The following is a 12503-nucleotide window of genomic DNA, read 5'->3' as shown; positions in this document are numbered from 1 at the left end:
CAGGCCCCGACCCCATGCCAACACCACCCCCCACACCCCAAAATGCGAAGAGCCCGTGAACCAGTCCGGGCCTGTGTCATAACAGCATGTCGCACATCACTTGTAAAGACACAAAAGAAATTAACTCTGGCACCGGATCATGCTACGCTAGCTCATGTACGGATAACTTCCGTACAGACGAAAGAGAGGCTCACATGAGCACCACGAAGACACGACGCCTGGACCTGCGCCTCACCGAAGAACAGGATGCACTCATTCGTCGGGCGGCCGAACAGGACGCCCGTAGCATCAGCGATTTCATCCTGTCCACCGTCACGATGGAAGCCCAGCGCCGCCTCGCAGACCAGCGCCTCTTCATCCTGAACGAAGAGGACCACGCCCGCTTCGAAGAGATTCTGCAGGCACCGCCGACGGACGATCCCAAGCTGCGCAAACTCTTTGATCGCCCCTCGCCCTTCGGCACTCACATCAACCTGAACACACCGAGCATCTCCGAGAACTGATGTACGTATCAGTCCTGCAGGAGCCTCGCCCCCTTGAGCGGAGGGATGACCGATCACGCTTCCAGTCGGGAAACGCCGAGATCGACGACTGGTTCCACCGCTTCGCGTGGCAGAATCACAGCGCCGGAAATGCTCGCGTTTTCGTCACAACGCAGGAACCCGAAACGCTCGGCTTCTACGCCCTGGCGATGGGAGCAGAAGAACGTCACAAACTCCCAGATGCTCTCAAACCCGGTCGACGCCCGGACCCGTGTCCCGTCCTGCTCCTTGCACGTCTTGCCGTCGATCAGCGCGCGCAGGGACGAGGCATCGGTGCAGTGCTCCTCAAGGACGCTCTCTCGCGAGCCTACAAGCTCAGCAATGAGGTTGGATTCGCGGCCCTCCTGGTCCACTGCGCCAATGACCAGGCGCGCGAGTTCTACCTCAGCCAATCCTCACAGTTTGTTCCCTGCCCGGGAGCGGAGAACCACCTGATGCTGCCGCTGCGCGCTATGCGCGAGTTCATCGACGCTCTGTGAGATGCCCGATCGGGCACCAATACGGCAGGGCCCGGGATCAAAGATCCCGGGCCCTGTGTGCGGTTGATTCAGTTGGCGCCCTCGGTGACGGTCACCTTGAAGTCGGTGGCGACGCCGTCCTTGTCGGTGATGGTCACGGTCACGGGATCCGCGTCCTCACCGGTCACCTTGAGGGGATGCAGAGTGATGATGTTCTTGTCGGGCTTACCCGCGGAAAGAGTCTCAGGATCAGACACCTCAACCTTGTAGTCGGAAGCCTGATCGGACTCGGGGAGCACGACCTTCAGATCGCGCTTGACGGGGACCTTCACGCCCTGATCGCTGATTTCTGCGATGGTGTTCGTGATGGTCCCGACGTTGCTGGGCGTCACGTAGTTGGCGCCGGAATTGGAGCTGCAGCCAGTCAGGGCGGTGATGCCCAGGCCGAGTGCGAGCACTGCTGTGATGATGGAACGCTTATTCATATCCTCAATCATAAGCAGCGACCTTCACAGAACTACGCCGCAGTGCCAACTATTGGGACGACATCCGTCACAGGGACCAGACCAGCGCCCCCGACTCCACCTCTGCCCAGAACGAGGTGGCACACTGCGCCCATTGCTGCGGGAACTGCAGCTGCGCACTGTGGGCGCCGCCGCGGATGATGCTTTCGCGCGCACCCAGATCAGAGGCCTCCTCGGCGTACCAGGCGGGCGGCCACACCTCGTCTTGGTCCCCGTACAGCACGTGCACGGGCACGCCCGTTGCTGCGAGCGCAGGAGTGTCGGGATGCAGCTGGGAGAGGATGCGTGCGATGCCGACCAGGTTTTCCGAGGCCGTGTCCAGGGCGCGAACGCGTTGGAATTCCGCCCACCCGACGCTCGGCTTGTCGAACGTCATGTCGGGGAAGTAGGTGCGCAGCACCTGCTCGCGCGCGCCGGGACCCGCGGGCAGGGGGTCAAGGATGGGCAGGGTGTTCATCCAGTCGTAGACGGTGCGCCCCGAGCAGAACAGGGTGACGGAGGCGAAGAGGTCGGGGCGGGCGACGACGGCCGCGCGCGCGACAATGCCGCCGAAGGAGTGGCCCACGAGGTGGACGCGACCCGTGGTCCCCGCCCAGGCGTCGGCGATGGAGAGAAGATCACCGACGAAGTCGCTCATCCCGTACGCACCCAGGCCGGCGGGAGCGGCGGACCCGCCCTGGCCTCGTTGCGAGTAGGCGAGGACGTCCCAGCCCGCCTCCCCGAGGAAGGGCAGGACGGGCGCGTAGTCCTCCTTGGATCCCGTGTAGCCGGGGACGAGAAGCGCGCGGCTCTCCCCCGCTGCCTCCGGGGCCGAGGCCGACGAGATCGCGGGGGTGCCGTCGACGAGGCTGGGGGCGCTCGGGCCGGTCACCAGGCCACTGAGTTCTCCGGCCGGGGAGGGGACGGCGACGGGCGTGACGTTTGCTGCCAACGCAAAAGGTCCAAAAGGCTCTATTCGTTTCACGCCCCTAATCGTAGAATGAACGCATGACAAACGAGACGATTGCGAGCCAGCTCGCCCACCGCACGATCCGCGCCTACAAGGACCAGCCCCTCACCGAGGAAGAGGTCACCACGCTCATGGAGGTGGCCCGCCACACGGCCACCTCCTCGTTCCTGCAGTCCTGCACGGTCCTGCACATCACGGACCCAACGGTGCGCGAGGCGATCGGTGCCGCGTCCGGCCAGCCCTACGTGGGCGGCACGAAGGGCGACCTGTTCATCTTCGTCGCCGACCTGTACCGCAACAGCCGTATTCGCGCCGAGCAGGGCGTGTCCTCGGAGGCCCTGGGGTCGATCAACCTGTTCCTCACGGCGCTTGAGGATGCGCTGCTGGCCGCGCAGAACGTGGTCGTAGCCGCCGAGTCGATGGGCCTGGGAACCGTCTACCTCGGCTCGATCCTCGCCGATCCGCGCCCGGTCGTGAAGGTGCTTGAGCTGCCCGAACTCACGTTCCCGGTTCTCGGCCTGCTCGTGGGCCACCCGGACCAGGATCCGGGCCAGAAGCCGCGCATGCCGCGCTCCGTCATGACAGCTGAGAACAAGTATCCGCGCGTCGAGTCCTACTCCGAGACGCTGGCCGACTACGACCGTGAGGTCACCGAGTATTACGACCTGCGCTCGGGTTCGCGCCTCGAGTCTTTCTCGCACCTGGTCGCCACGAACATCGGCGTGGGTGGCGCGCACGTTTCCCCCATCATGGAGGTCCTTCACGAGCAGGGCCTGTGCCTGCGCTGACTCTCCTTCATTGACGAGGCCGTGGCCTCCCCACGTGGTCACCTGACCGCCCGGGGCGCCACGGCCTCGTCGCATGCGGGCATGGGCGCGCACCTACAATGAGCGCATGGCTGAGCTTGGTTTTTCCACCTACGCATTTATCGAGCGCATCGCCGCGAACGCGGCCGCGCTGCATCCCTTCCCCGAGCACAACGTTGCGCTCGTGCGGGACGCGCTGGCGGACGCGGGCTTCGACATCACGCTGCTCGGCCCGGATGCTCCGAAGGTCGGCGAAGGCGTGTACTTCCAGCCTGAACCCTTCGGCGACGAGGTCATCGGGCTTCTCGCGGACGCCCTGACCCTGCGCGGCATCGGCGCCTACGGGTACGCGCTGGTGGATTCGTCGCTGGGCGGCGAGCTGGCCGACATCGCCCTGTTTATGCGCGTGGGAGACGTGTTCCCGCGCCACGGACGCCGCATCCTCATGACCCGCATGTACATTCACCGCACCCCCACGGGGGCGGGCAACAAGGCCGTCACCTGGGCGTTCGGCTCCCCCGCCGACCTGGAGGAGGCAAACCAGCTCTTGTCGGAGAGGTTCGACACCGAGCCGGTCACGGACCCGCGCGGCATGGCCGCCATCGAGATCCGACACCCGGAATTCGCGGCCGGCACCGCCGAACCGATGGTCCTCCTCGACGATATTTTCCAGGTGCTGGGTGCCGCCGGCTTCCAGGGCATCACGATGTGCGACGACCCGGGCCAGGCACGAGCCAACGGCTAACAGCCACCACGCAACGGCGCCACGCTCACCATCGTTGGTGGACGAGGCGGCCAAGACACCTTTGCTGGAACCATCAACACTGGCCACGTCGAGTGGTCGAGAGCCGATTGTCGTCCTCCCATATCCCGTCTCACAAGACTGGACCCGCGCGCCCATCACCTCATAGGATGGAAACAACTCACACATTAACCACCCGGTGCAAAACGGATCCACCGTGACCCAATTGCGCGCGGCAGACGATCAGAAAGCAGACGCAACCATGACATCAGCAGCTTCAGGCATACTGCTAGCCATGTTCGGCGTGATGATGGCCGTCATGTTTGTTATCGCGTCCCCGACGGCCACATTCATCGGCCTCCGCTACGAACAGCGAATCCTGACATACCGGTATTCACAACTGGATCCCCTCGTGCGGCAAACCCTCGCGGACACTCACGGCAACCATGAACAAGCCGCACGCAAACTATGCCGCAAAACCCACCTCCCTCGAACGACCATCGATACCCTCCTCTCCCTCTACACCGATCATGACTGACGACAACCTTCCTTTTGCACTCATCATCTTCTTCGGGTTCTTTTTCCTCCTCATTCTTCTCCCACTCAGCTACCTGTACGTCGTGGGAACGAAGCAGCGAATCACGCAGGCGCAGCGAACGCGCCTAGCGAGGCTCTACAACTACGACATCGAACATATCCGCCGGGAAGAACCCCTGCTGATGGCGCACATCCACCAGCTGGTTCCCTCCATCGGCATCCTTCCAACCATCCAGTACGTTTCCTCGGCTGGCGCGCTTCCCATCGACGCCGCGCAGATGCTGGTGTGCAGCGAGGTCGCCGCCGCACCCGCACAGTTGGGTCCGATCCCCGTGAGACCGGGCGCTGCCCCTGCTCAGTCGAGCGCCGCCCCTGCCCGAGGTGTGCCAGCACCGACCTCGGCACGCAATGCGTACGCGCAGGGAGCTCCCATGCAGGGTGCTCCCGTTCCCGGTGCTCCCGTTCCCGGTGCTCCCGTTCCCGGTGCTCCCGTTCCCGGTGCTCCCTTCGGCCAGCGGGGCGCGCGCCCCGCAGCGCCGGGCGCGCCAACAAACTACCAGCGGCCCAATACGCCGCCCACAGGCAACTTCCAGGCGTGACGCGGCGACGCGATTCTCATCGCTAGTAAGACGACGAGAGGAATCAGGCAGACAATGACAATTACCGCAGTCGTGTCAATAGTTGCCCTCGGGGTCGGCATGTATGCCCTCGCGGGACTCGCGTGGTTCGTGGGGCGACGCGTCACCGGCAGGCGCCCCCCGTACATGGATGAGCACACCTACGAGGATCTCAACAGGCTCGCCAACGAGGCCATGCGCGAAACGCGCGGAAACAGGAGAAAAGCAACCGTCATCCTGCACCGCAAGACCCGCCTGCCGCAACGCACCATCGCCACGCTCCTGACCCTCCACTGAGCGGTAACGAACGCACCTCACCCCAGCCTCGTGCCGCACGCACCAACAACGAAGGCCCGCCGCCCGACCGACGATGGTCGCGCGGCAGGCCTTGCGCGCATCGTCTAGCGGATCGCCTCCATGACGCGCACGCCGTCGAGCACGCTCACGTAGGGCAAGGGGTCCACGCCCGCCTCCAGGACGTACTCGGTGAGCTGGTCGCGCACGGCGGCGCGCAGCTCATCCGGGTTCCACGGCTTGCCGATGTAGTAGTCCAATCCCGCATGGTTGACCGCGCGGATCGTATCAGACTGGTCCGCCTGGCCAGTAACCAGCACCGTGCGGGTCGCACTGAAACGGTCGTCCTTCATGAGTTCCACCAGGAAATCCACGCCGGACTTACCGGGCAGGCGATGATCCGACAGGACCAGGGCCAGCTCGTCCCCATCTTCAACGATCTCGTCGATCACGGCCCACGCGTCATCGACATCTTCGGCGACCTCAAGCCGGATCTTGTCCCAGAACTGCTCAAGATCGCGCTCGAGCGCATCCCGCACGTCCGCTTCGTCCTCGAGGGACAGAATTGTCAGGGTCATGATTCCTCCTCGTGTGGTTGGGTGGGCAACGAGATCCGCATCGTAGTGGACCCCGGGTGAGAGTCGATCACAAGGGTGCCCCTGTGGTCGGCGATGATACTTCGGACGATGGACATGCCCATTCCCAGCCCGAATCTGACGCGCCCCGCCTTCGTGGTGAAGTGGGGCTCCATGATCTTGTCAACGATTGACGGGTCAATGCCCGGCCCATTGTCACAGATGGTGACGACAACACCCTCGGGCGTGGGGCGCACAGTAATGCGGATGAGGGCCTCAGCTTCGCCGCGCGCGGGCAGCTCGGGCACACCCCCCGCGCTCTCCGCCGCCGCGACCAGGTCCGCGTTCTCATCCTCAATGGCCTCGGCGGCGTTCACAATAAGGTTCGTCCACACCTGCTGCAGCTTCGCCGGATGCGCGAGGACCAGCGGCACGTCCTCATAGTCGCACTCGATGCGGATGCCCCGCACCCTGTGGGCGGTCAGCCGCAACACGTCGTCAATGCCCTCGCGCACGTCCACGGGCTTAAGGTCCTCCGCGTCGGGGCGCGCGTAACCCTTCAGGGACTGAGTCAACTCGATGACGCGATCACCCGCGGCGAGCACCGATCGCAGCGAGCCGCCCAGGCGCGCCCCCGCCTCGTAGGCGTCAATGCCGCCCGGGACCTGCGCGAGCGCACGCGCCCCATCCGCCCCCTGAACACCCGCGCGCACCAGGCGACGCGCGAGCGTGCGGTCACCGACCACGGGCAGGAGCTCCTTCATGAGGGCGCGCTCGACCGACGTGGAGCGCGGCGCCGCGGTGAGGGCGCGGGACATGGCCTCCCTCGACGAGGCCGTGGCGGGGGATGCGAGCACGGAATCCACGTCCTCGTGCAGGTGCTTCGCCGCGCGCACCAGCGCGGTCACCGGATTGTTGAGCTCGTGAGCGATGCCGGCGCTCAGCTCGCCAAGCATCGCGAAGCGGGCACGCTCAACCAGCTCGGCGCGAGTAGCCCGCAGATCCTCAAGGGTGGCCGCCAACGCTTCCTTCTGCGCTTCGAGGTCCTCGGCGAGCATCGCGTTTTCCAAATGCAAGTCCTCGGCGCGCATCAGGCGACGCGTCAGGGAACGAATCGCGAGAGCCGTCAACGTCCCACCGATCGACGGATCCTCCGAAATGACGATCTGCAACTGCTCAGTCGTCAAACGAACAACCGTCGCATCGCTGGTCGTCACCCCAGTGAAAAATGCTTCCTCCGCGCGGGCCAACGACACGAGGCCAATCAGCGGACCCGACGTGGCCAGGTGTGCGAGCACCTCGCCGCGTGAGGAATCTCGATGCAAGGACACCTGCCCGTCAAGCACCAAGTAGACGGCACCCACAGGCTCCCCCTGCGTGACCAGCTGCGTGCCCTCAGGGACGATGAGGCGCGGGCGCTGACCAAGCACGCGTTCGACGCCCGCGAGGAGCTCCATGACGACCTCACGCTCGTCGCGATCCAGCCCCTCCAGGAGCGGCCCCTGCACCGCGAACGGCGGCGGGTCCGCGATCAGCGCGCGAATCTGACGCTGCGAGTAGCCGCACCCGCTCAGGTAACGCACCATCGTCGAATACGCCTGACCTGCCAGCAGCGGCACCGTCCACGGTGCCTTCAACACCGACGACAGCGCCCCCGACTGCATGCAGTGAGTCAGGTCGCGATGCTCAGACTCGTCCGTAACGACCACCCACTGGACGTGCTCCAACGGCGCAATCGTGGCCGCATGGTCAATCAGGGCGTCAATGTTAGGGACCTCAGACGTCACAAGTCCCATGAGCACATGATCACCGGGGCGCAGGCTCGCCTCGTATGCGGCCAAATCCTCGACGCCATCCACCCGATCCAGGCACAGGTACGGGAACGCGTGCGACAGATCCCTGGTCACCGGCGCCGCGATATGCCGCGAATCGTCCCCAACGACCAGCATGTGAATCGGGTAGCCCGCCCGATGACCGCCGCTGCGCACGTCCGTTCGAGCAAGCACCGAGGCGTCCTCCGCCGCCGCCCCCCGCGTCCACCCGTGGGCCAGCCCCGGCCTCGGGCTCTGATCGCCCGAGCCGGCCACGGCCTCGTTCACGGACACGTCACATCACCCCAATGAATCCCCACGTGAGCGGCGCCACGAAAGCCAGGAGGATAATGCCAACAATGCCGACAACGACGCCGACGATCGCCATCTCGCGCGTCGGCGTGGTGCCCGTCGAATACGCGATCGCGTTCGGCGGCGTCGAAATCGGCAGGCACATGCCCAGCGAACAGCCCAGCGCGATGACGATGGCGATCTCGGCGGCGCTCGTCGAGACCGTCGTCGCCAGGCCCATGCCCATCGGGATCAGCAGGTTCGCCGACGCCGAGTGCGAGATAACGTTCGAGGTCACCCATCCCACGAGGGCCAGGACGAAGATCAGGAGCATGCCGGGGATCGAGGCCCACTGGATCGAGCCGAGCATCCACTTGTCGAGGCCGGTGGCGGACACGCCCGAACCCAGCGCAATACCGCCCGCGACCAGCCACAGGACCGGCCAGTCCAGGGCGCGCAGGTCATCCCCGCTCATCACCTTCGTCATCAGGAGGACCACGACCGGCAGGAAGCCCACGACGTTGGCTGAAATGTGGTGCAGCGACTCCGTCATCCACAGGAGGATCGTCGCTCCCGCGACCGAGTAGAAGATGATCGCGCTGCGCGACTTCTCGAAACGCGCCGACGTGTCGATGTTGAACGTCGCGTCGGAGGGAATGTAGCGCCACGCGATGAACGCCCACGACAGGGCCAGGAGCACCAGCATGAGCGGGACAGCCGCGAGCATCCACTGCAGGAAGGTCACCGTCACACCCGCGTTCTCCAGGGCGCCCAGCGCGATCGCATTCGGGGGCGTGCCGACCGGGGTGCCCATGCCGCCGACGTTCGCGGCGACCGGGATCGACAGGGCGATGCCGGTGCGTGCCTTGCCCTCGGGCAGGGCCATGATGACGGGCATCATGACGGCGAACATCGTCGCCGTGGTCGCCGTGTTCGACATGAACATACTCATGATCGCGGTGATCAGCATGACGCCCATGACCGTCAGGCGCGGCTTGCCCATGAAGGGCTTGAGGAGGACCGCCGACAGGGCGCGGTCCAGCTTGTACTTCGCGGCGCCGTCCGCGACCATGAAGCCGCCCAGGAACAGGATGATCACCGGGTTGGCCAAGGCCCCGAAGAACTTCGTGTACGCCGGGGCCCCCTCGCCCACGCTCAGCAGCGCGTGGTCCGAGATGAACAGGACCTCCAGGAAAATGACGAGGACCGCCGTGCCCGCCAGGGGCACCGCCTCCGTCACCCACAGCAGGATCGCCGCCAGGAAGATACCGAACATGCGGGTGCTTGACACATCCAGGCCCGGAAGCTGAATAAACAGGGATGCCACGATGCAGGCAAGCGCACCGATAGCGCCGAACGCCTTGACCGGACTCACCTTCTGCTTCTTCTTGGAGAAATCTGCCGGTCGGGTGGACATATTCTGGGCGGAGCGCGGATTAATTGACACCGCGCCCTTGGAGCGTCGAGCCATTACGAAGAGACCTCGTCGTCTTGCGTGGATACTGTCCAATTAGTGTAGGCCAGCCCACACCAAAAGTGAAACCGGGGAAGCAGCACGGACGCGGTCGCTCACCCCGGCTTGACGCTATCACCGCCAACGGGTTTGCTCCCCGCGCGCGGGTCCCACTCGCGGTGGCGTGACCCCCTACTCGGTCTCGTCGATGTCGTAGCCGGTCGGAAGGACACCCGGACGGGCCGGCTCCCACCCGAGCGCGGGGGCCACATACTCTGCGAAGTTGCGGATAATCGACCAGTTTTCCTCGAATCCGAGCTGGTTGGGGATCGTCAGGAGGAGGGTGTCGGCTTCCGCGAGGGCGCGGTCCTGGCTCAGCTGCTTGATGAGCGTCGAGGGCGGTGTGGCCGTCGGCGATCAGGTCCAGGGCGGCGGCCTCCTCGGCGAGATAGAGGGGGTCTCGTAGCGCATGTCTGAGTTATGGCGTTGGACGGAACACCTATTGCTTGCGGGCACGCGCAGCCCGCAGTCCGTTGGCGATGACGACGACTTCGGCGACCTCGTGCACGAGGACGACCGCTGCCAGGCCGAGCACGCCGGTGATCGCCAGCGGCAGCAGCACAGTGATGATCGCCAAGGACAGAACGATGTTCTGGTTGATGATCCTGCCGCCGCGGCGGGCGTGGCGCAGAGCCTGCGGGATGAGGCCGAGGTCGTGGCCGGTGAAGGCGACGTCGGCGGACTCGATCGCGGCGTCGGAGCCGGTCGCGCCCATCGCGATGCCCACGGTCGCCCCGGCCAGGGCGGGCGCGTCGTTGATGCCATCGCCGATCATCGCGGTCGGCGACGTCTCCGAGAACCCGGCGACGATGCGAGCCTTGTCCTCGGGACGCAGCTCGGCGTGCACGTCGCCGATCCCGGCCAGCTTCGCCAGCGCAGCAGCGGTGCGGGAGTTGTCGCCGGTGAGCATGCTCACCTCGACGCCCTGGTCGCGCAGGGTCCGCACGACCTCGGGGACCTCGGGGCGCAGCTCGTCGCGGACGCCGATCGCCCCGGCCAGGAAGCCGTCGACGGTGACGAGCACGCAGGTCTGCCCCTCGGCCTCCAGGTCCTCGACCCGGGCCTTGAGCGGACCGGCGTCAATCCAGCGCGGACTGCCCACCGCCACCCTGCGGCCGTCGACCAGGCCACCGATGCCGTGCCCGGCCTCCTCGGCCACGTCCTGCGCGGCGGGGGTTCCCCGGCCCGCGGCGGCGATGGCGGCGGCGAGTGGGTGCGTCGAGTGCTGCTCCACGGCGGCAGCCCAAGCAAGCACCTGCGCATCGTCGAACCCATGGGCGGCGACGATGGCGGTTACCTCGGGCCGGTTGCGGGTCAGAGTGCCGGTCTTGTCCACGGCCAGGTACCGGATGCCGCCGAGGCGCTCGAAGGCGGCCCCGCTCTTGATGACGACGCCGAACTTGGTCGCCGCGCCGATCGCGGAGACCACGGTGACGGGCACCGCGATCGCCAGCGCGCAGGGGCTGGCCGCGACGAGGACGACCAGGGCGCGGGTGATCCAGGTCTCCGGGTCACCGAGCAGGGACCCTAGCACGCCGACGAGGACGGCGAGGATCATCACGCCGGGCACCAGCGGGCGGGCGATCCGGTCAGCGATCCGGGCTCGGTCGCCCTTCTCGGCCTGGGCCTGCTCTACCAGCTCCACGATCGTGGTCAGCGAGTTGTCGGTGCCCGCGGCGGTCGCCTCGACCTCCAGCACGCCGGCGCTGTTGATCGCGCCCGCCGACACCGCTTCTCCGGGCGCGACCTCGACCGGGATCGATTCACCGGTGATCGCCGAAGTGTCCAGGCTCGACCGGCCCGAGCGGACCAGCCCATCGGTCGCGACCCGCTCGCCAGGGCGGACCAGCAGCACGTCGCCGACGGCGATCTCTCTGGCCGGGACCGAGGCGGAGGTCCCGTCGCGCAGCACGGTCGCGGTCTCCGGCACGAGCTTCAGCAGCGCGCGCAGCCCACCGCGGGCGCGGTCCATCGCCTTATCCTCCAGGGCCTCGGCGATCGAGAAGAGGAACGCCAGCGCGGCCGCCTCCTCGACGTAGCCGAGGATCACCGCGCCCACGGCGCTGATCGTCATCAGCAGCGCGATCCCGAGCTTGCGCTTCACAACGAGATTCCGGATCGCACCGGGCACGAACGTGTACGCGCCCAGCAGCAGGCCCGCCCAGAACGCGACCAGCGCCGCGATGTGCAGCCCCAACCACTCCAGCGCCAGGCCGGTACCGAACGCGACGCCGGAGAGGATCGGCACGACCAGGCCGGGATCACGCCACCACGGGCGCTCTGCCTCCTCTGCCTCGTCCGCGGGGCCGGTCGTCGGCTCGTCGCAGCCGCAGGCGGCGCTCACGAGGCGTCCCCCGAACTGCTCGCGGCGCAGCAGCCCGGCACCGAGCAGGCCGGGTCGATGCACGGCGCGCTCTCGTCCACGGCGAGGGTCACATCGACCAGTGCCGTCAGCGCCGCGGCCAGGTGCGGGTCGGCGATCTCGTAGCGAGTCTGGCGACCCTCGGGCTCGGCGACCACGATCCCGCAGTCGCGCAGGCAGGTCAGGTGGTTGGACACGTTCGAGCGGGTCAGCCCCAGCTCGCGCGAGAGCACCGCGGGGTGGCTCGGGCTGTCGAGCAGGGACATCAGGATGCGGGAGCGCGTCGGGTCGGCCATGGCCCGGCCGAGCCGGTTCATGACGTCGAGACGCGAAGCAATGGTCAGCATGCGCTGAACTATACAGCAGCCGCTGACCTAATGTCCAGTTGTCGCGGCTGCCGCACGCGCTGCGCGCGCTTGCCCTCGTGGGGTTATAGGACATTTCGTGTTGCTGGGGTTAGTCCCAGGTGTTGTGGTAGGGGG

General features: G+C 66.4%; 14 protein-coding genes. 7 read left to right on the top strand and 7 right to left on the bottom strand.

All coding sequences use genetic code 11. The features are described from left to right. Positions 1-194 precede the first annotated feature (194 nt). Both RYL44_RS09140 and RYL44_RS09135 read left to right on the top strand, forming a co-directional pair. Positions 195-503 (top strand): type II toxin-antitoxin system TacA family antitoxin, encoded by a 309-nt coding sequence (locus tag RYL44_RS09140; RefSeq protein WP_314975776.1) that lies wholly within the window; start codon positions 195-197, stop codon positions 501-503. Continuing rightward, on the top strand, positions 503-1021 hold the full coding sequence (locus tag RYL44_RS09135) for a GNAT family N-acetyltransferase (protein ID WP_314975775.1): 519 nt from the start codon (positions 503-505) through the stop codon (positions 1019-1021). Before RYL44_RS09140 ends, RYL44_RS09135 begins: the two co-directional genes overlap by 1 nt. 68 nt (positions 1022-1089) lie before the next feature. Here the strand turns inward: RYL44_RS09135 and RYL44_RS09130 are convergent, their stop codons facing one another. Together RYL44_RS09130 and RYL44_RS09125 are read right to left on the bottom strand one after the other, a co-directional pair. After that, complete coding sequence (locus RYL44_RS09130) at positions 1090-1485, bottom strand: hypothetical protein (RefSeq protein WP_084795827.1); 396 nt, start codon at positions 1483-1485, stop codon at positions 1090-1092. Between the two features lie 67 nt (positions 1486-1552). Beyond that, on the bottom strand, positions 1553-2488 hold the full coding sequence (locus RYL44_RS09125; protein ID WP_314975774.1) for an alpha/beta fold hydrolase: 936 nt from the start codon (positions 2486-2488) through the stop codon (positions 1553-1555). A 23-nt stretch (positions 2489-2511) separates the two neighbouring features. On the opposite strand from RYL44_RS09125, the gene RYL44_RS09120 reads away from it, so the two are divergent. The 5 genes from RYL44_RS09120 (at position 2512) to RYL44_RS09100 (ending at position 5472) form a co-directional block, all read left to right on the top strand. After that, positions 2512-3261 carry an NADPH-dependent oxidoreductase gene (locus RYL44_RS09120; protein ID WP_314975773.1) on the top strand — a complete coding sequence of 250 codons (750 nt, stop codon included), beginning with the start codon at positions 2512-2514 and terminating at the stop codon, positions 3259-3261. Positions 3262-3367: 106 nt separating this feature from the next. Continuing rightward, the gene (locus tag RYL44_RS09115; RefSeq protein ID WP_314805929.1) at positions 3368-4024 is read left to right on the top strand and encodes a hypothetical protein; all 657 of its coding nucleotides are present in this window, start codon (positions 3368-3370) and stop codon (positions 4022-4024) included. A 214-nt stretch (positions 4025-4238) separates the two neighbouring features. Further along, entirely contained in the window at positions 4239-4559 is a 321-nt protein-coding gene (locus RYL44_RS09110; RefSeq protein ID WP_129582558.1) for a hypothetical protein, read from the top strand. Next, a complete protein-coding gene (locus RYL44_RS09105; protein WP_314975772.1) occupies positions 4552-5157 on the top strand; it encodes a hypothetical protein in 606 nt (201 codons plus the stop codon). Before RYL44_RS09110 ends, RYL44_RS09105 begins: the two co-directional genes overlap by 8 nt. Before the next feature lie 54 nt (positions 5158-5211). Beyond that, positions 5212-5472 (top strand): hypothetical protein, encoded by a 261-nt coding sequence (locus RYL44_RS09100; RefSeq protein ID WP_314975771.1) that lies wholly within the window; start codon positions 5212-5214, stop codon positions 5470-5472. 104 nt (positions 5473-5576) lie between these two features. Here the strand turns inward: RYL44_RS09100 and RYL44_RS09095 are convergent, their stop codons facing one another. From RYL44_RS09095 to cmtR, 5 genes are all read right to left on the bottom strand, one after another. Next, positions 5577-6047 carry a response regulator gene (locus RYL44_RS09095; RefSeq protein WP_073983790.1) on the bottom strand — a complete coding sequence of 157 codons (471 nt, stop codon included), beginning with the start codon at positions 6045-6047 and terminating at the stop codon, positions 5577-5579. Continuing rightward, on the bottom strand, positions 6044-8149 hold the full coding sequence (locus tag RYL44_RS09090) for a sensor histidine kinase (RefSeq protein ID WP_314975770.1): 2106 nt from the start codon (positions 8147-8149) through the stop codon (positions 6044-6046). The genes RYL44_RS09095 and RYL44_RS09090 overlap by 4 nt, the downstream gene beginning before the upstream one ends. A gap of 1 nt (position 8150) precedes the next feature. Further along, on the bottom strand, positions 8151-9617 hold the full coding sequence (locus RYL44_RS09085) for an SLC13 family permease (protein WP_314975769.1): 1467 nt from the start codon (positions 9615-9617) through the stop codon (positions 8151-8153). 481 nt (positions 9618-10098) lie between these two features. Continuing rightward, complete coding sequence (locus tag RYL44_RS09080; protein ID WP_314975777.1) at positions 10099-12003, bottom strand: heavy metal translocating P-type ATPase; 1905 nt, start codon at positions 12001-12003, stop codon at positions 10099-10101. Further along, positions 12000-12368 carry a Cd(II)/Pb(II)-sensing metalloregulatory transcriptional regulator CmtR gene (cmtR, locus tag RYL44_RS09075; RefSeq protein ID WP_003780589.1) on the bottom strand — a complete coding sequence of 123 codons (369 nt, stop codon included), beginning with the start codon at positions 12366-12368 and terminating at the stop codon, positions 12000-12002. The genes RYL44_RS09080 and cmtR overlap by 4 nt, the downstream gene beginning before the upstream one ends. Between the last annotated feature and the right edge of the window lie 135 nt (positions 12369-12503).

Source organism: Actinomyces bouchesdurhonensis (assembly GCF_963540955.1).
Taxonomy (GTDB): domain Bacteria; phylum Actinomycetota; class Actinomycetes; order Actinomycetales; family Actinomycetaceae; genus Pauljensenia; species Pauljensenia bouchesdurhonensis.
This window is presented reverse-complemented; position numbering and strand designations above follow the sequence as displayed.